The organism is Enterobacter sp. 725m/11, from assembly GCF_011683705.1.
Classification (GTDB): Bacteria; Pseudomonadota; Gammaproteobacteria; order Enterobacterales; family Enterobacteriaceae; genus Enterobacter; species Enterobacter bugandensis.
The window spans coordinates 19,478-37,960 of the sequence record NZ_JAAQOK010000004.1; the positions used below are offsets into that span (position 1 = coordinate 19,478).

An 18,483-nucleotide genomic window follows, 5' to 3' on the forward strand; every position below is an offset into this window, starting at 1 on the left:
TGGAGAGGGGATAACCTCACATAAATTCAACAATATCATCATCATTCGGCTTACCGCCGCTGAGCGCTTCATCAAAGTAGTGCTTCGGCACGGTATAGCGCAGATGGTCGAGCGCAAACTGCATGCTGCGGTCGTCGATCGCGTGGCCCAGATCGTCAACAATATCCAGCGTCACATCCCCGCCCTCGCGCACCAGCGCTTCCTGGGCAGCTACCGCATGCGAAAGCTCAATCACCCGATCTTCACCACCGTGAATGAGATGGATGGTGGTCTGCGTGGTCGCGCTTGTCGGTAGCGTTGCATAACGCCCGTTAAAGGCGATGACGCGTGAAGCCAGACCGGGCTGCGCTTTTACGCTTTCCAGCGACATGATTGACCCCTGCGAGAAGCCAATCAGCGCCGTTGCGTCAGCGCCTACGCCGCTCTGCTGCTGCCAGTAGCGCACGATGTCGATAAACGTGGGCATGATCGCATCAATGCGCGCCTGACGGTTCTCCTCCGTCACGCCCTGAACCGGGAACCACTGCCGTCCGTCTGGACCGCACGGCTCCACGCCGCCGATGCTGACGATCAATGCTTCCGGAAAAACGGGCGCAAACCAGCGGCCAATCTGTCCCATATTGACGGCATTATCGCCCACGCCATGAAACAGGAGCAGTAACTGTTTAGCCGGTTTGTCAGGGCTTTGAACAACAAAATGGTCGTGTTTCATGGCGGTCTCCTTAATTGATGAGCAGGATTTTACGCCTCTGCGGGGTAATGACCATGCCACTTTACTGAAGAAGTCATTGAAAAAATTGCCATTGCAAAATGTCGGCTTTCAGCTGCTGGCAGCGGGAATAATCAAGGCTCTCAAGCGCTTGCGCGGTTTCACTCCGCAGTTTAGCCAGCAGCGCTTTTCGCCCCTTCTCCTCCGTCTTACCCTCTATTTTCCCGCGCAGCGCCGGGAGCGGCATGTCTGTAGCTAACACCAGCCGCGTCAGGGCAGCAACCGAGGTTGAAAATGCCCGGTGCGCAAAGGCAAACCCCGCCAGCTCCAGCCAGTCGTCACTATTAAGGGTAGCTTCCCAGGCATCGGTCACCGGGATCTTTTCGCCGTTCCAGGCTGAAAGAACGCGCATATCACGACACAGGCGCTGGTGCTCCTGCGCGCACAGGCGGTGCCCGGCCTCGCTATGCGGCAGTAAGGCCATCGCCGTGTAGCACCCGCTGCTGGCTTCCCGATGGCTGCCCATTCGCACCAGCACAAAGCCGCACTGCCGCCAGAAACGCCACAGCTCGTCGGTATAGCCAAAGCTTACCGAGAGATAATCTTCACCGCTGACGCTGCGAATAAGCCGCTGGCCGATACCTTCCCGTTGACGGTGGGGATGCACTGCAATACGGCTAATCCGCCGCCCCTTCAGCGTCGCCGCAAGAGGCGACCCGCCGTGCGCCGCCAGTGACTGCGCCACAAGGTTCCCGCGAGGACGACGAAAGCCCGCCCACACCGCGCGGCTCAGATCGGGGGGCAATCCCCCCTCTTCCACCAGCCAGAGCGCGCCCGCCATATCCGCCCCCGCGTGTGCAACCGCAAAGTGCTGGCCGGGGGCGTCCATCATCCGGCGTAAATCGAGCGGGGACGTCCGGTAGTGCGCGGCACACAGCAGTTCATACACGCTTGCCACGCGCGCCGGGTCGCTCTCCCACATCTGCGGCTCCAGCAACCGTATACGCACGTCACCTTCCGGTTTGCGGTCAATAAGCGCGTCGTCAAACAGCAGCGTATTCGCCACTATCCGCTCAAGTGGACACCCGAACGCCCAGCGAATGGGGGTGGATAAGGTATAACGCCGTAGCCCGCTGAACCGGGCGCAGAACTTAAGCAGAAACCCCCTGCCCGTGCCTTCATAACCCTGGACCGTGGTGGTCAGCAACACGCGGGGAAAGCGCGACACCAGCTTGTCCAGAAGCGGGCCGGGGATGGCTGCGGCTTCATCAACAATCAGCCAGTCGGCTTCTGTCGTGGAGGCCAGCAGCGCATCCGGGGCCATAAAGTGAAAACGCTTGCCAGCGAAGCGCGCAATGACATCCGTTGCCCCTTTGGCCGGTGCAGTGACCACCGCACTCCCCTGAATGCTGTTGAGCAGCATCCCCGCGAGGGCTGACTTTCCGCGCCCCCGCGGTGCCGTCACGGCAGCGACGCCCGCAGGCATGGTCAGAAGCGCGTCGAGGATCTCCGCCTGCTCGCGCTTCGGCTCGCCGCTGGCTGGCTGCCAGGCGGGCGAATCCGGCGCAGCGGGAAGAGAGAGAGGAAGATGCTGTTGCCAGACGATCGCATCCGCATCGGCGGCAAGCGTCCGGCAAAAATGGTGAACGAAGCGCGGGGTGGCGATGGGTTCCGCGCTGTCGCTCCAGCGCACGGAATCGCCGTCGGGCTTGTCGGCCCAGTCAGCGAGAGGCGGCACCAGCAGCACCAGCAGGCTTCCGGCGCGCAGCGTCCCGCTGAGTGCGGCAAAGGCTGAAACATCAAACCCGGCACGCGCGTCAAAAACGGCGTGCAGGTATTCTCGCCCCAGCAGCCCGCTAACGGCTTTTGAGGGATTCTCCTCCAGCCACAGCCAGTCTCCCGGCAAGGCATCACGCAGGCCAGCCGCCTGGCTCAACGTCCATTGTTCATCGCCAGTGAGCACCACCAGACGGCGGTGCCCGGTACGCTCAAGCTCGCGCGTCAGATGTTCAAACGACACCATCACATGGCTTTGCCGAAGGTATTACACTGGGCCGGATCGCCGCTGTCAAAGCCGCGCTTGAACCAGCTGTAGCGCTGCTGTGACGTACCGTGAGTGAAGCTGTCCGGCACGACATGACCCTGGCTCTGCTGCTGCAAACGGTCGTCGCCGATGGCCTCAGCCGCGTTTAATGCCTCTTCAAGATCCCCGGATTCCAGCACGCCCTGCTGCTGCATGCTATGGCCCCAGACGCCCGCGAAGCAGTCCGCCTGCAGTTCCATTTTGACGGAAAGGCGGTTCACTTCGGCCTGAGACGCGTTCTGCTGAAGCTGGCGCACTTTGGGCTCAATCCCCAGCAGCTTTTGCACGTGATGGCCGACTTCATGCGCGATAACGTAGCCCTGGGCAAAATCACCGTCAGCGCCAAGCTTGCGTTTCATGTCATCGTAAAAAGAGAGATCGATATAGACGGTGCCGTCTGCCGGGCAGTAGAACGGCCCCATCACAGATTGCCCGGTACCGCATCCGGTGCGGGTTGCCCCCCGGTACATCACCAGCTTCGGCTGCTGGTAGGTGCGCCCCATCTTCTCGAACTGCTGACTCCAGGTGTCTTCAGTTGTGGCGAGAATAACGGAGGTAAATTTGGCCGCTTCATCTTCGTTCGGGCTGATGGAGTGCTGAGACTGTTGCTGTTGCAGCGGCTGACCGGTCATCAGACCGGTAAGGTCGACCCCGTAATACCCTGCGACCAGCACCACAATCAGCAGGATGATACCGCCCTTGCCGCTGGGTAAGCGGAAGCCGGGCCCGCCCATTGAAGGACCGCCGCCACCATCACTGCGTCTGTCTTCTACATTGTCACTTTCACGACGCCCTTGCCAGCGCATAACCACCTCGAACTATTCCATTAATAATAGCTATGATCGTAGGCGGTTAACGGCAAGATTACCATAGGAAACAAAGGTAAGACGCCAAAGGATGAGAACATCCTTTGGCAACTGAGGAACTTAGTCGAGCTTAACGCCTAAACGGTGAGCTACCGCCTCGTACGCTTCAATCAGGCCACCCAGGCTCTGACGGAAACGGTCTTTGTCCATTTTATCCAGGGTTTCTTTATCCCACAGGCGGCTGCCGTCCGGGGAGAACTCGTCGCCCAGCACCACTTCACCTTTGAACAGACCAAACTCCAGCTTGAAGTCGACGAGGATCAGGCCCGCGTCATCAAACAGCTTTTTCAGCACGTCGTTGGCTTTGTAGGTCAGTTCCTGCATGCGCGCCAGGTTCTCTTTGCTCACCCAGCCGAAGGTTTCGCAGTAGGATTCGTTGACCATTGGGTCGTGCATGGCATCGTTTTTCAGGAACAGGTCGAACAGCGGTGGATTCAGCTCGATACCTTCTTCAATGCCCAGACGCTTCACCAGGGAGCCTGCCGCACGGTTACGAATCACGCACTCAACCGGAACCATATCCAGTTTTTTCACCAGACATTCCGTATCGGACAGCAACGCTTCCATCTGGGTCGGGATACCCGCTTCGGCCAGTTTGGTCATAATGAAGTGGTTGAACTTGTTGTTCACCATGCCTTTACGATCGAACTGCTCAATGCGTGCGCCATCCCCTGCTGACGTATCATTGCGGAACTCGAGCACCAACAGATCCGGGTTCTCCGTGCTGTATACGGTCTTCGCTTTGCCACGATACAACTCAGCTTGCTTCTGCATCTTCATTACTCCTGGTGTGATAATTTGCGTTCAAAACGGGGTATATTATGCCACGCACACGTTTGCGTGGCACGAAAATAAAAAGGGCGGGATTAACCCGCCCTCGTATTTATTTGCTGAATGCTGCCTGGAAGACAGCGACCAGCGCATCGTTCTGCGCCTGGGTCAGCGTGTGACCTTTTGGATCGATAAACTGCAGGCTGCTGCGGTTATCGAGGTCACCTACCTGAATCTTGTAATCACCGGAGGCAAGCTGAGGATCTTTGGCGCCCAGTTCCTGCCACGCGCTGTCGGACAGCGGCTTATAGGTCGCCGTCATGCTGCCGGTTGAACGGGTGCTGTCGGTCACTTTCATGCCCACTTTTTCCAGCGTCGCTGGCAGGCGCTGCCAGGTCTGGTTAAACGGTGCACGCACCACCAGCATTGGCAGGCCGGTGTCATCCGCGCCGCTCTGAACGTCGTAAGTGACGCCGTTACGGTTCTGCGCGGCGTTGGCAGCATCGGTAGCGGTCTTATCCAGACCTGCGGCGATCACGTTCAGCATTTCAGTGCTGTAACGCTGCATAGAGGCGGCATCCGCAACCGGTTTACCCGCCTGCTCCAGGTTCAACAGCTTAACGTTAACTGCCTGCTGGTAACCCTGTGGTTTCACGGAGACCTGATAGCGTCCACGGTACTGCTGATCTTCATCAAGACGGTTCCACTCGATCCAGTCGGTGGTTAACGTCTGGCTGGCGTCATCGCGCTTATCAATGGTGTAATTCTTCGCCTGAATAACGCTGACGACCTGTGGCCACAGATTGCTTCCGCGCGCGCTTTCAACCAGCAGAGACGCCGTGTCACCGGTGAACTGGGTACGCGCCCCGCTTACCAGCGCCAGAGGCTGTGCTGGCGGACGAATATCAAGCGCTTTACCAACCAGGCCGCTGCCGTTGGTCACGGGAATATTATAATCGCCGTTTTGAATCGGCAGGATCATACCAGCCGGTGCATGAAGTTCAGCAAGCGGGGTCGCATCCAGATAGGATTCATCACCGCTCACCTGGCGCTTGTAGCGCGAGTCTGAACTACAGGCAGCGAGCAGCATAACAAGCGAAACACTCGCAACCTTCGCCAGGCGCGACTTCTGTACTGAATAAGCCATCAAATCTCCCTAAACTTTACAGCAAACCGGCATGCTTCAGCGCTGCCCTGACGATGTCGCGACCGTGGTCGGTAATCGGTGTCATTGGCAAACGCAGCGTATCGGATGCTACAAGCCCCAACTCCTTACACGCCCATTTCACTGGGATCGGATTGGGTTCGACAAATAATTTATTGTGCAACGGCATCAGACGCTGATTAATGACACGCGCTTCATTATAGTGACCGGCTGCGGCCAGTTTGCACATTTCAGCCATATCGCGCGCCGCAACGTTCGCCGTTACGGAGATCACGCCATGACCACCAAGCTGCATAAAGTCCAGCGAGGTCGCATCATCACCACTCAACAGGATAAAGTCGTCTGAAACCAGCTCTTTGATCTGATGAACGCGGCTTAAGTTCCCTGTCGCCTCTTTAATACCGATAATATTTTTTACTTCCGAGAGACGACCAACGGTTTCCGGCAGCATATCGCAGCCGGTACGGGACGGCACATTATACAGAATTTGTGGCAAGTCAGTATGTTCAGCGATGGCTTTGAAGTGCTGGAACAAACCTTCCTGAGTAGGACGGTTGTAGTAAGGGGTGACCGTCAGACAGCCCACGATGCCGCTGTCGTTAAAACGTTTGGTCAGGCTGATCGCTTCTGCGGTCGCATTAGCACCTGTCCCCGCAATGACCGGAATACGTCCGTCAGCCAGTTCCAGGGTCAGCATAACCACATCGCCGTGCTCTTCGTGGCTCAGCGTTGCAGATTCACCGGTAGTCCCTACCGAAACGATCGCCGAGGTTCCATTGGCGACATGGTAATCAATCAGCTTTTTCATGCTGGACCGGCAGACATTACCTTTTTCATCCATCGGTGTAACAAGCGCGACAATACTTCCCGTGAACATGAGCCATCCTCTGTGCGAACAAGAGCCTCAATGGTACGTTTGGAACTGTAATAAAAGCAAGCGACCTGAGGCCCTCTGGCGGTTGTATGCACGTTTTTTTTATGCTTTCCTTAGGAAGACTTAACCATGCAAAGGAAGAACAGGTTTGACAACCTCATCACAACATTACCTGGTTATCACCGCGCTGGGTGCCGACAGGCCGGGTATCGTGAACACCATCACCCGTCACGTGAGCAGCTGCGGCTGTAACATCGAAGACAGCCGCCTGGCGATGCTCGGCGAAGAGTTCACGTTTATCATGCTGCTGTCCGGAACATGGAATGCCATTACCCTTATTGAATCCACCCTGCCGCTGAAAGGCGCGGAGCTGGATTTGCTGATCGTCATGAAGCGCACCACCGCGCGCCCGCGTCCGGCCATGCCCGCGACCGTCTGGGTGCAGGTTGAAGTCCCTGATTCTCCGCATCTGATTGAGCGCTTTACCGCGCTGTTCGACAGCCATCAGATGAACATTGCCGAACTCGTCTCCCGCACGCAGCCGGGCGACGAAAGCACCGTTCCCACGCTCTTTATTCAAATTACCGCACACAGCCCTGCCTCGCAGGATGCGTCAAATATCGAGCAAGCGTTCAAAGCCCTCTGTACAGAATTAAACGCGCAGGGCAGTATAAGCGTCGTCAATTATTCGCAGCACGAACAGGATGGAGTTGAGTAATGAATCCACTGAAAGCCGGTGACATCGCACCGAAATTTAGCTTACCGGATCAAGACGGTGAGCAAGTAAATTTGACCGACTTCCAGGGACAGCGTGTTCTGGTCTATTTCTACCCGAAAGCCATGACCCCCGGCTGCACCGTACAGGCCTGCGGCTTACGCGACAACATGGACGAGTTGAAGAAAGTCGGCGTGGAAGTGCTGGGAATCAGCACGGATAAACCAGAAAAGCTGTCACGATTTGCGGAAAAAGAGCTGCTGAACTTCACGCTGCTTTCCGACGAAGACCACCAGGTCTGCGAGCAGTTCGGCGTCTGGGGTGAAAAGACCTTTATGGGTAAAACCTACGACGGCATTCACCGCATCAGCTTCCTGATTGACGCTGACGGTAAAGTTGAACATGTGTTTGACGACTTCAAAACCAGCAACCACCACGACGTGGTGTTGAACTGGCTGAAACAAAGCGCCTGATAAACAGCAAAACGGCAACCCAGGTTGCCGTTTTTAGTGTTTTCCCCCTCTCCCTGCGGGAGAGGGTCGGGTGAGGGCATCAGGCCGCACAAAAACTACTTCTCTTCCACCGCAGGCACATCCGGCCACGCGTGCACCACCGCTTTAATCAGCGTCGCCAGCGGAATGGCAAAGAACACGCCCCAGAACCCCCACAGCCCGCCGAAAATCACCACCGACAGGATAATCACCAGCGGATGCAGGTTCACGGCCTCGGAGAACAGCACCGGCACCAGCAGGTTACCGTCCAGCCCCTGAATGATGAGATATACCGCAAAGCAGCTCCAGAACTCAGTACCCAGCCCAAACTGGAACAGCGCAACGCCCACCACCGGAATGGTTACCACAAACGCGCCGATATACGGGATCAGAACCGAAAATCCGACCAGCACCGCCAGCAGCAGCGAGTAGTTCAGGCCGAAGATCAGGAAGCCAATCCAGGTGGCGACCCCCACGACTATCATCTCCAGCACCTTGCCGCGAATGTAGTTGGTGATCTGCTGGTTCATCTCCTGCCAGACCTGCCCGGCCAGCCCGCGATTGCGCGGCAGCACCCGGCGTACCGCGTTCAGCATCTGCTCTTTGTCCTTGACCAGGAAGAACACCATTAGCGGCACGAGCACAAGATAGACGGCCAGCGTCAGCAGACCCACCAGCGAGGCCAGAGAGTATTTCACCACCGAATCGCCCATCGTCATGATGCGGGCGCGCATGTTTTCGGCCATCGCATCTATGATCCCCGCATCCATCAGCGCGGGGTAACGACGCGGCAGCGTGGCGGCGAAATCAGACAGCTTATTCAACATGCCGGGCATATCGCGGATCAGGTAGATCCCCTGCTGCCAGGCAACCGGCATCACCACAAATGCCATCAGCAGCAGAATGCCGACAAACAGCACCAGCACGATGCTGGTCGCCCAGCGGCGCGAACAGCCGATATGTTCCAGGCGCGCCGTTGGCCACTCCAGCAGGTATGCGAGCACAATCGCCACCAGCAGAGGGGCGAGAAGGCCGCTGAAGAAGAACAGAATACCGAACCCGGCAACCAGAATAACCAGCAAAGCAATGGCTTCCGGGTCACTGAACCGACGCCGATACCACTGCATTAACATTTCGAGCATACAACCCTTCCCTGAATCGATTGGCGGGAGTGAGACGGTGAATTGTATCTAACTGTCACAAAAAAGACTTTCGCTTTTTGTATCCCTGTCACAATCCGCAAAAGCCTGATGAATGGGATTTTCTTCATGCGGTAACACGGCTACACTCGCAGGGCAGCAGAGATGAACGATATGCCGGTTCATCGGTCAAATTAGCACCTCCAACATACAGGACAGTGGTTATGTTCAGGCAGTTGAGAAAAACACTGGTTGCAACACTGATTGCCGCAGTGACGGTCGGTCAGGTGTTGCCCGCTTTCGCTGACTCGTCCGATTCATTGCCGGACATGGGCACCACGGCAGGAAGCACGCTCTCTATCGGGCAAGAGATGCAGATGGGTGATTACTATGTGCGCCAGCTGCGCGGCAGCGCCCCGCTGATCAACGACCCTTTGCTGGTGCAGTACATTAACGGGCTGGGGATGCGCCTGGTGGCGCACGCCGACTCGGTAAAAACGCCCTTCCACTTCTATTTGATTAATAACGACGAAATCAACGCCTTCGCCTTCTTCGGCGGAAACGTGGTGCTGCATTCGGCGTTATTCCGTTACTCAGACAACGAAAGCCAGCTGGCTTCGGTAATGGCGCACGAAATTTCGCACGTTACCCAGCGCCACCTCGCGCGTGCAATGGAAGACCAGAAGCGTAACGCCCCGCTCACCTGGGTGGGCGCACTGGGCTCTATTCTGCTGGCGATGGCCAGCCCGCAGGCCGGGATGGCGGCCCTGACCGGTACGCTTGCGGGAACGCGTCAGGGGATGATCAGCTTCACCCAGCAAAACGAGCAGGAAGCTGACCGCATCGGCATTCAGGTTTTACAGCGCTCCGGCTTTGACCCGCAGGCCATGCCGAGCTTCCTGGAAAAACTGCTCGACCAGGCACGGTATTCTTCCCGTCCGCCGGAAATTTTGCTCACCCACCCGCTGCCGGAAAGCCGTCTCTCGGACGCACGCAACCGTGCCAACCAGATGCGCCCGGTGGTCGTGCAGTCTTCGCAGGACTTCTACATGGCGAAAGTAAGAACGCTCGGCATGTACAACTCCGGACGTAACCAGCTCACCAGCGATCTGCTGGATACCCTGGCGAAAGGCAACGTGCGGGAAAAAAATGCCGCGCAGTATGGTCAGGCGCTACAGGCGATGGAAGCCAGTAAATACGACGAGGCGCGTAAAGCGCTGCAGCCGCTGCTGGCAGCCGACCCGAACAATCCGTGGTATCTCGATCTCACGACGGATATCGATCTGGGGCAGAAGAAAGCCACTGATGCGATTAACCGCCTGAAAGGGGCGAAAGACATACGGACCAACCCGGTGCTGCAGCTTAACCTGGCGAACGCTTATTTGCAGGGCGGTCAGCCTGCGCAGGCCGTGACCATTCTGAACCGCTACACGTTTAACAATAAAGACGACCAGAACGGCTGGGAGCTGCTCGCTCAGGCGCAGGGGCAACTGGGTAACCGCGATCAGGAACTGGCGGCGCGTGCTGAAGGGCTGGCGCTGGCGGGCCGTCTCGATCAGGCTATTTCCCTGCTCAGCAGCGCCAGCTCGCAGGTGAAGCTCGGCAGCCTGCAGCAGGCCCGCTACGACGCGCGTATCGACCAGCTGCGCGGCCTGCAACAACGCTTTAAGCCGTACGAGAAGATGTAATAAAGGAGAAGTCATGACAGACGCGGTAAAAATTTACCATAACCCTCGCTGCTCCAAGAGCCGCGACACCCTCAGCCTGCTGAAATCTAACGGCATCGACCCGGAAGTGGTGCTGTATCTGGAGACGCCGCCGGACGCGCAGACGATCCGCGAGCTGCTGCACATGCTGGGGATGGGCAGCGCGCGCGAACTGATGCGTCAGAAAGAGGATCTGTATAAATCGCTTAATCTGGATGACAACCGCCTCACCGAGGCTGAGCTGGTACAGGCGATGGTCGACAATCCAAAGCTGATTGAGCGCCCGATTGTGGTGGCGAACGGCAAGGCGCGCATTGGCCGTCCGCCGGAAGATGTGCTCGAAATTCTCTAGTCCCTACGCCGCAGCGCTTCCAGAAACGCCTGCGGCGTACTCTCTCCCAGCTTTTTCTGCGTTTTGCCCCGGTTATAAAACTCGCACAGCGCGATCAACACCCCTCCCGCCGGTTCATCATTCACGCGAGGAATAACATCGCCTAATGGCACCGCTACCTGAAGCGCGTTGTGTTTTTGGGGATGCGTTTTGACAGCCACATCTTTTGCAGCCTCCGTCAGCTCAAAACCAAAAGTCTCAATAGATTGTATATTAGCCGGACAGTCATCAAGCAGCGCCCGCGTCCAGGTATTGAGCAACTGGGGCGACAGTCCCGCATAGAGCCGGGCATAACACCAGCCGCTCACTGGTTCGCGCGCCCAGAGCAGGTGTTGTTCACCCCCATCGTCCATGTGCAGGGATAGAGGCAGATGATGGAGCATCAGCGTATGCGGCCGCATGCCAGCCTTCAGCGCTTTTATTCCCTGCAATGGCCCCCCTTTTAGCTTCGCGGAGGCCGGTTTGAGATAGCGATTCAGCGTTGCCCTTGAAACGCGGATCCCCAGCACGTCGTTAACCATCTGCAGCAGTTCATCTAACGGCGCCCCTGAGATGTCGCGCAGCGCATTCACCAGCGCCACCTGCTCCTGTCTCAATGCTTTGTGTATCACTTTTGGCGTGGTGTGGTTATCCGAAACCTGGTCGCGGTTGCGCCAGCGCCTGACGGTCGTGACCGAGATCCCCAGCTCAATGGCAAGCTCTCTGTCGCTTTTATCTGACTGTTGCAGATAGCGGCGGATGCGCGGCGTGGTGGTCGCATTGGCATGCAGTTTAATTTCCATCGCAACAATTCCGTTAACTAATCATATGAGATTTATATAACACAGGCGATTGCTTTGTGACCGATTTCACCTTTCGCTCGCCGCGCTTCACTGATAATCCACAGACATAACATAAACAACACCCCTCAATCTTGTACGGAGTTCACAATGAACAATGTTCTGGGATTTCTTGAAGCAAAACTGATGCCCCTGGCGGCGAAAACGGCCCAGCAGCGTCATCTCGGGGCCATTCGCGGTGCCTACGTGTCATTCATGCCGTTTATTATCGTCGGCTCCATTCTGCTGGTTATCTCCTCCTTCCCTAACCAGGCCTATCAGCAGTTTATGTCTCAGGCCTTTGGCGAGAGCTGGAGCGCGATTATTGAAATTCCATTCAACGCGGTGTTCTCCACCATGTCGCTGTTCATCAGCTTTCTGGTCGCCTTCCGCCTGGCGGAACACTACGGCGAGGACCGCATCTCCTGCGGCATTCTGGCGCTGGTCGCGTTTCTGATCCTGACGCCATTTATTAAGGTGGCGGAAAACGGCGGTATTACCGTGATGCCGGTGGAGTGGATTGGCAGCAAAGGATTGTTCGTGGCGATGATCGGCTCGCTGCTCTGGACGGAGCTGTTCTGCTGGCTGAAGCGCAAAAATCTGGTCATTAAAATGCCGGATGGCGTGCCTCCTGCGGTGCAGGAGTCGTTCGCGGCGCTGATCCCCGCCCTGCTGGTGATGATTCTGGTGCTGGGTATCCGCATCGTCTTCGAAAACACTCACTACAACACCATCCACCAGTTTATTTATGAAGTGGTTGCTACCCCGGTGCGCCACTACGGTACCTCCTATTTCGGTGCGCTGATGACGGTATTCAGCATCACCATTCTCTGGTCAGTGGGCATTAACTCCGGCTCGATGATTAACGGCATCATTCGTCCGCTGTGGATGGAAAATCAGACCGACAACATCGCCGCGATCCAGGCGGGAACGACGCCGCCGCACATTATCACGGAACAGTTTTTTGACATGATCTGGATGGGCGGCGCGGGTGCTACGCTGTCGCTGGTAATTGCGATGCTGATTTTCGCGCGCAGTAAAAACATGCGCGAAGTGGCGCGCCTCGGCGCCGGGGCGTCGGTGTTTAACATCAACGAGCCGATTCTGTTTGGCCTGCCGGTGATCATGAACCCGATCATGCTTATTCCGTTCAACCTGGTGCCGCTGGTGCTGGTCACCGTGCAGTATGCGGCGATGAAGATTGGCGCGGTCGCTGTCACCACCGGGGTGTTTATTCCCTGGACGCTGCCGCCGGTGATCAGCGGTTTTATCGTCACCGGACACCTGAGCGGCAGCGTGATGCAGCTAATCAACCTGCTGATTGGCGCCATGCTGTACCTGCCTTTCATGCGTATCGTGGACAAACAGTACCGCGCGGCGGAAATTGCCACCGTTACGCAAACCGACACCACCCTTGCAAAACAGGAGTAAAGCATGTGGGGAATTATCGCAACCTGGCGAATGGCGCTTGAAGGGGTAACGGAATCTGCGTCTGCCCTGGCGGCGGGAAAACCGGTCGCTACGGCGGTGGTTGATGCCGTCGCCGCCGTCGAAGACTTTCCGTTTTATAAATCCGTCGGCTACGGCGGGCTGCCGACCGAAAACGGCGAAGTCGAGCTGGACGCGGCATTCATGGACGGCGACACGCTGGCGTTCGGTGCCGTGGGGAACCTGGTGGATATCGCCAACCCGGTGCGCGTGGCACACGCGCTCAGCCGCCAGCGCTACAACAGCCTGCTGGTCGGCCAGGGCGCGCGTGAATGGGCGCTAAGTCAGGGCTTTGCCGACAAAAGCATGCTCACCGAACGGGCTATGCAGCACTACCGCAAACGCTGCCGCGAGACGCTGGATAAAGGCTTAAGCCCGTACGACGGACACGACACCGTCGGCATTATCGGCCTCGATAAACAGGGGTCGATGAGCGTTGCCACCTCCACCAGCGGCCTGTTTATGAAAAAACGCGGCCGCATTGGGGATTCGCCGATTATCGGCTCCGGCTTTTACTGCGACAGCGAAACCGGCGCGGCCACCGCTACGGGCGTCGGTGAAGATCTGATGAAAGGCTGCACGAGCTACGAAATCGTTCGTCGCATGGCGCAGGGTATGACGCCGCAGCAGGCGGCAGACTCCGTGGTGTTCGAGCTGGAAGACAAGCTGATGTCGCGCTTCGGTCGCGTGGGCGATCTCTCCGTGGTGTGCATGAACAGCAGGGGCGAATTTGGCGCCGCCACTAACATCAAAACCTTCTCGTTTGTGGTGGCGACGGCCCGTCAGCCCCTCACCGTTTTTCGTACCGAGCGCCTGCGGGAGAAAACGCACTATCACGCCGTGGACGAAGAGTGGATGCAGGCCTACGCCGCGCGGATCCGCGCACCGATTGAGGAGTCATGATGATTGCGTATCAGTTTATCACCGCACTTTCTGACGCGAAGCCGCGAAGCCATTTAATCGCCCGCGTCTCCTGTGCGCAGTTGCCGCAAACCGCGCTTGTTGCGGAAATGCGTGACTCTGACGGCATCGCGGACACCCGCTTTGGCTGCGCGCCCTTTGCGCGCATCACCCTGCTGCCGGATGCGCTCTGGCATGACGCGCTCACTGAAGGCCTGCTTGCCGCCCTGCGACCGCTGTTTGCCTCTCCCGTCAGCGCAGATATCGTGCTGGACGCAACAAATATCGACGACGTCGTGCTGGCGCAGGTGCTGCGTTTTCTCTTTAATCAGGCGCACAGGCTGAGCGATTTACAGCTGAAAAAAACCAGTGAGTGCGTTCGTATTAAGCACATCACCGCCCTCTGCCTGCCGGAACAGCAGGCGAAGCTGGAAACAATTTTCCGCCAGCAGCAGGCCATCGCTCACGGCATGGTCGCAGCGCGTCGCCTGGCGGATATACCCTCCGATCGCTGTACGCCGCAGTTTATGGTCGAAGAGGCGCAAAAACTGTGTGCCGCCTACCCTGCCCTGCGCTGCGAGGTGCTGAACGAAAAGGCTATTGTTGAGCAAGGTCTTGGGCTGCTGAACGCCGTCGGCAAAGGGGCGACCTGTCCGCCACGTCTGCTGGCTATTCATTATGACGGCGTTTCTGACGGCCCGGTGCGCTGCTACGTAGGTAAAGGCATCACCTTCGATACCGGCGGCCTGTGGCTGAAGGAAGGCGCAGGCATGTACACCATGAAATACGACATGTGCGGTGCGGCCAACGTGCTGGGGCTGATGCTGACCGTAGCAGAGCTGGCGCTGCCCGTACGCATCATGGGCGTGCTGGCGCTGGCGGAAAACGCCATCGGCCCGGACGCCATGCAGCCCGGCTCGGTAGCAACGGCCTGCAACGGCATGACGGTTGAAATCAACAACACCGATGCCGAAGGCCGACTGGTGCTGGCGGATGCCATCGCCTGGGCCAGCCAGCGCCATCCGCAGGCGCGCTATATCATTGATATGGCGACCTTAACCGGTGCGGTGGTGAAAGCGCTGGGGTATGAGCTGAGCGGGCTGATGACGCAGGATGAACCGCTGCGCGAAGCGTTGACGGGGGCGGGAAAACGGAGCGGTGACGAAGTGTGGTCCCTGCCGCTGGACGCGCGGCTGAAAAAGCAGACCGACAGCGCGATTGCCGATCTGTGCAACACGCCAACCAACAATGCGGCAATCAGCGCGTCGGCGGCGTGGCTGCTGCACCATTTTTGCCCGCAGACGATCCCGTGGGCGCATCTGGACATCAGCGGCACGGCGCTGTGGCGCGAGAATGGCAGGAGCGTGGCGTCGGGAAGGCCGATTCCGCTGCTGGTGGAGCACTTGCTGGGGGATCTTTAGCCGGGTGACGGCTGCGCCTTACCCGGCCTACAAGGGGAGCGGTTTTCGTAGGCCCGGTAAGGCGTAGCCGCCACCGGGCAAAAAACTCAAAGCTTAAGAATATCTTTCACAAACGGAATGGTCAGCTTGCGCTGGGCGGTAATGGAGGCGCGATCGAGCTGATCGAGCGTATCAAACAGGGTGCGCATCTCGCGGTCCAGACGCTTGAGCAGGAAACGGCCCACGTCTTCCGGCAGCTCAAAGCCGCGCTGCTTTGCTCGCAGTTGTAACGCCTGCAGCTTATCTTCATCTGATAGCGGCTGGAGCTTGTAGATTTGTCCCCAGTCCAGACGAGACGCCAGATCCGGCAGCCCAAGATTAAGCTGGCGCGGCGGACGATCGCCGGTGATCAGCAGCCGGGTTTTGCCCGACTCCAGAATGCGGTTGTAGAGGTTAAAGATCGCCATTTCCCACGGCTCGTCCCCCGCCACGCATTCGATATTATCGATGCAGACCAGCGAGAGATGTTCCATGCCCTCAAGCACTTCAGGCACAAACCAGGTACGTTTATCCAGCGGCACATAGCCGACCGCATCGCCGCGCGCAGAAAGCTCGGCACAGGCCGCATGCAGCAGGTGGCTGCGCCCCGCGCCTTCGCGTGACCAGATATAGATGTATCCGCTGTGATCCTGACGCAGCACGTTTTGCAGTGCAGCCAGTAAAGAGGGGTTATCACCCGGCCAGAAACTCGCAAAAGTTTCGTCGTCAGGGAGATAGAGTGGCAGAGAGAGCTGTGCCGGTCCGTTCAGAAATACCTCAACCAGAGATCTTACATAAAATCGGCGATGAGTTTAACACGGAACCCGCCAGGAGAGAACCGGGCGATCCTTCGCCCAGTTAATGGATCAGTGTGGGGCTTTTTCGCTTTCGTCAGCGTCCAGCACCACCTCTTCCGGGCGGATCACCGAGATCAGCTTGAAAATCAGGCTCAGGCCCACGCCCACGATGGTCGCCAGCGCCATGCCCTTCAGCTCGGCCGCACCGATGTGCACCTTCGCGCCGCTCACGCCGATGATCAGGATAACGGAGGTCAGGATCAGGTTTTGCGCCTTGCTGTAATCCACTTTGGATTCAATCAGAACGCGAATACCGGAGGCACCGATCACGCCGTACAGCAGCAGGGAAACGCCGCCCATTACCGGGACCGGGATAATCTGGATCGCTGCCGCCAGCTTGCCCACGCAGGAGAGCAGAATGGCGATGATCGCCGCGCCGCCGATAACCCAGGTACTGTAGACGCGGGTAATCGCCATCACGCCGATGTTTTCACCGTAGGTAGTGTTTGGCGTGGAGCCGAAGAAACCGGAGATGATGGTGGAGAAACCGTTGGCAAACATGGAGCGGTGCAGACCCGGGTCGCGGATCAGGTCGCGCTTCACGATGTTCGCCGTCACCACCAGGTGGCCAACGTGCTCCGCAATTACCACCAGCGCGGCAGGCAGAATGGTGAAAATGGCGAACCATTCAAAGCGTGGGGTGTAGAAGGTTGGCAGCGCGAACCAGTGCGCCTCGGCAATCGGGGTGGTATCCACAACGCCCATGACGAAGGAGAGCGCGTAGCCCGCCAGCACGCCGATCAGGATCGGGATAATCGCCATAAAACCGCGGAACAGCACGGAGCCAAATACCGTCACGCCCAGCGTCACCAGCGAGATGATAATGGTTTTGGAGTCCGGTGACTGGCCGTCCGCAGGCAGCAGGCCGGCCATATTAGCCGCCACGCCCGCCAGCTCCAGGCCGATAACGGCAACGATGGCACCCATCGCCGCAGGCGGGAACATCACGTCCAGCCAGCCGGTACCGGCTTTCTTCACAATGAAGGAAACCAGGCAGAACAGCACGCCGCACATGATAAAGCCGCCCAGCGCCACTTCATACCCCAGCGGCAGCAGCAATAACACCGGCGAGATAAAAGCAAAGCTCGACCCCAGATACGCCGGGATTTTGCCTTTACAGATAAAGAGGTACAGCAGCGTCCCGATGCCGTTGAACAGCAGCACGGTAGCCGGGTTAATGTGAAACAGGATTGGCACCAGCACGGTTGCGCCAAACATAGCGAACAGGTGCTGCAAACTAAGCGGGATAGTCTGTAAAAGCGGCGGTCTTTCACTCACCCCGATAGCACGGCGCGTCATAGTGTTTTCCTCTGTGTAGTATTGTTGGTTTTTATTCAAAAAAAAGCCGACTATCAAAGTCGGCTTATTTATCGTTATTCGATTATTTGGTACCAAAGATCTTATCGCCGGCATCGCCGAGCCCCGGGATGATGTACCCGTGCTCGTTCAGCCCCTGGTCGATAGAGGCGGTGTACAGCTCAACGTCCGGGTGCGCTTTTTCCAGCGCCGCGATCCCTTCCGGAGCAGCAACCAGAACCAGCACCTTAATGCTGCTGCAGCCCGCTTTTTTCAGCAGATCGATGGTGGCGATCATTGAACCGCCGGTCGCCAGCATTGGGTCAACCACCAGCGCCATGCGCTCGTCGATGTTAGAGACCAGCTTCTGGAAGTAAGGTACCGGCTCCAGCGTCTCTTCGTTACGGTAGATACCGACCACGCTAATGCGCGCGCTCGGTACGTGCTCCAGCACGCCTTCCATCATGCCAAGACCGGCACGCAGGATAGGCACTACGGTAATTTTCTTACCTTTGATCTGCTCAACCTGCACCGGACCGTTCCAGCCTTCGATGGTCACTTTTTCTGTTTCCAGATCGGAGGTTGCTTCGTAGGTCAGCAGGCTGCCCACTTCAGAAGCCAGTTCGCGAAAACGCTTCGTGCTGATGTCATGCTCACGCATCAGGCCCAACTTGTGTTTAACGAGTGGGTGTTTCACTTCCACAATCTTCATTCTCTTTCTCCTCTGAGGTGGCATCCGCAAAAAAATCGCGGGATTATACCGCTTTTTTCGGAT

General features: G+C 57.7%; 18 protein-coding genes. 7 read left to right on the top strand and 11 right to left on the bottom strand.

Annotated features, from left to right (window positions below; all coding sequences use genetic code 11):
- Window positions 1–16 precede the first annotated feature (16 nt).
- The 6 genes from ypfH to dapA all read right to left on the bottom strand — a co-directional run bounded on the left by ypfH (window position 17) and on the right by dapA (window position 6,471).
- Entirely contained in the window at window positions 17–712 is a 696-nt protein-coding gene (gene ypfH / locus HBA26_RS02530; protein ID WP_028014017.1) for an esterase, read from the bottom strand.
- Window positions 713–785: 73 nt separating this feature from the next.
- Window positions 786–2,732: a GNAT family N-acetyltransferase gene (locus HBA26_RS02535; RefSeq protein ID WP_126345926.1), complete on the bottom strand. Its 1,947-nt coding sequence runs from the start codon at window positions 2,730–2,732 to the stop codon at window positions 786–788.
- Entirely contained in the window at window positions 2,732–3,598 is an 867-nt protein-coding gene (locus HBA26_RS02540) for a neutral zinc metallopeptidase (RefSeq protein ID WP_028014019.1), read from the bottom strand. The genes HBA26_RS02535 and HBA26_RS02540 overlap by 1 nt, the downstream gene beginning before the upstream one ends.
- 120 nt (window positions 3,599–3,718) lie before the next feature.
- Window positions 3,719–4,432: a phosphoribosylaminoimidazolesuccinocarboxamide synthase gene (gene purC, locus HBA26_RS02545; RefSeq protein ID WP_023332985.1), complete on the bottom strand. Its 714-nt coding sequence runs from the start codon at window positions 4,430–4,432 to the stop codon at window positions 3,719–3,721.
- Between the two features lie 109 nt (window positions 4,433–4,541).
- Window positions 4,542–5,576, bottom strand: a complete 1,035-nt coding sequence (gene bamC, locus HBA26_RS02550; protein ID WP_028014020.1) for an outer membrane protein assembly factor BamC — start codon at window positions 5,574–5,576, stop codon at window positions 4,542–4,544.
- 16 nt (window positions 5,577–5,592) lie between these two features.
- Complete coding sequence (gene dapA, locus HBA26_RS02555; RefSeq protein WP_028014021.1) at window positions 5,593–6,471, bottom strand: 4-hydroxy-tetrahydrodipicolinate synthase; 879 nt, start codon at window positions 6,469–6,471, stop codon at window positions 5,593–5,595.
- 145 nt (window positions 6,472–6,616) lie between these two features.
- On the opposite strand from dapA, the gene HBA26_RS02560 reads away from it, so the two are divergent.
- Window positions 6,617–7,186 carry a glycine cleavage system transcriptional repressor gene (locus HBA26_RS02560; protein WP_028014022.1) on the top strand — a complete coding sequence of 190 codons (570 nt, stop codon included), beginning with the start codon at window positions 6,617–6,619 and terminating at the stop codon, window positions 7,184–7,186.
- Complete coding sequence (bcp, locus tag HBA26_RS02565) at window positions 7,186–7,656, top strand: thioredoxin-dependent thiol peroxidase (RefSeq protein ID WP_014171119.1); 471 nt, start codon at window positions 7,186–7,188, stop codon at window positions 7,654–7,656. The genes HBA26_RS02560 and bcp overlap by 1 nt, the downstream gene beginning before the upstream one ends.
- Window positions 7,657–7,751: 95 nt before the next feature.
- Here bcp and HBA26_RS02570 read toward each other — a convergent pair whose 3' ends face one another.
- A complete protein-coding gene (locus HBA26_RS02570) occupies window positions 7,752–8,816 on the bottom strand; it encodes an AI-2E family transporter (RefSeq protein WP_028014023.1) in 1,065 nt (354 codons plus the stop codon).
- A gap of 221 nt (window positions 8,817–9,037) precedes the next feature.
- Here HBA26_RS02570 and bepA point away from each other — a divergent pair, with 221 nt between their 5' ends.
- Both bepA and arsC read left to right on the top strand, forming a co-directional pair.
- On the top strand, window positions 9,038–10,501 hold the full coding sequence (gene bepA, locus HBA26_RS02575; RefSeq protein WP_126345916.1) for a beta-barrel assembly-enhancing protease: 1,464 nt from the start codon (window positions 9,038–9,040) through the stop codon (window positions 10,499–10,501).
- A 13-nt stretch (window positions 10,502–10,514) separates the two neighbouring features.
- Window positions 10,515–10,871 carry an arsenate reductase (glutaredoxin) gene (gene arsC, locus HBA26_RS02580; RefSeq protein WP_063155449.1) on the top strand — a complete coding sequence of 119 codons (357 nt, stop codon included), beginning with the start codon at window positions 10,515–10,517 and terminating at the stop codon, window positions 10,869–10,871.
- Here the strand turns inward: arsC and HBA26_RS02585 are convergent.
- Window positions 10,868–11,692: an XRE family transcriptional regulator gene (locus HBA26_RS02585; RefSeq protein ID WP_126345915.1), complete on the bottom strand. Its 825-nt coding sequence runs from the start codon at window positions 11,690–11,692 to the stop codon at window positions 10,868–10,870. The two genes, arsC and HBA26_RS02585, sit on opposite strands and share 4 nt — an antisense overlap.
- Before the next feature lie 147 nt (window positions 11,693–11,839).
- Between HBA26_RS02585 and celB the strand changes: the two genes are divergently transcribed.
- The 3 genes from celB to HBA26_RS02600 are packed head-to-tail and all read left to right on the top strand — an operon-like array spanning window position 11,840 to window position 15,537.
- On the top strand, window positions 11,840–13,159 hold the full coding sequence (gene celB / locus HBA26_RS02590) for a PTS cellobiose transporter subunit IIC (protein WP_045261167.1): 1,320 nt from the start codon (window positions 11,840–11,842) through the stop codon (window positions 13,157–13,159).
- A 3-nt stretch (window positions 13,160–13,162) separates the two neighbouring features.
- Entirely contained in the window at window positions 13,163–14,119 is a 957-nt protein-coding gene (locus HBA26_RS02595) for a N(4)-(beta-N-acetylglucosaminyl)-L-asparaginase (RefSeq protein ID WP_126345914.1), read from the top strand.
- Window positions 14,119–15,537 carry a leucyl aminopeptidase family protein gene (locus HBA26_RS02600; RefSeq protein WP_126345925.1) on the top strand — a complete coding sequence of 473 codons (1,419 nt, stop codon included), beginning with the start codon at window positions 14,119–14,121 and terminating at the stop codon, window positions 15,535–15,537. The genes HBA26_RS02595 and HBA26_RS02600 overlap by 1 nt, the downstream gene beginning before the upstream one ends.
- Window positions 15,538–15,623: 86 nt before the next feature.
- On the opposite strand, the gene HBA26_RS02605 is transcribed toward HBA26_RS02600, so the two are convergent.
- From HBA26_RS02605 to upp, 3 genes are all read right to left on the bottom strand, one after another.
- Entirely contained in the window at window positions 15,624–16,325 is a 702-nt protein-coding gene (locus HBA26_RS02605; protein WP_211438414.1) for a DnaA inactivator Hda, read from the bottom strand.
- A 96-nt stretch (window positions 16,326–16,421) separates the two neighbouring features.
- Window positions 16,422–17,711, bottom strand: a complete 1,290-nt coding sequence (gene uraA / locus HBA26_RS02610) for a uracil permease (RefSeq protein WP_017692944.1) — start codon at window positions 17,709–17,711, stop codon at window positions 16,422–16,424.
- Window positions 17,712–17,793: 82 nt separating this feature from the next.
- Window positions 17,794–18,420: a uracil phosphoribosyltransferase gene (upp, locus tag HBA26_RS02615; protein WP_008501641.1), complete on the bottom strand. Its 627-nt coding sequence runs from the start codon at window positions 18,418–18,420 to the stop codon at window positions 17,794–17,796.
- Between the last annotated feature and the right edge of the window lie 63 nt (window positions 18,421–18,483).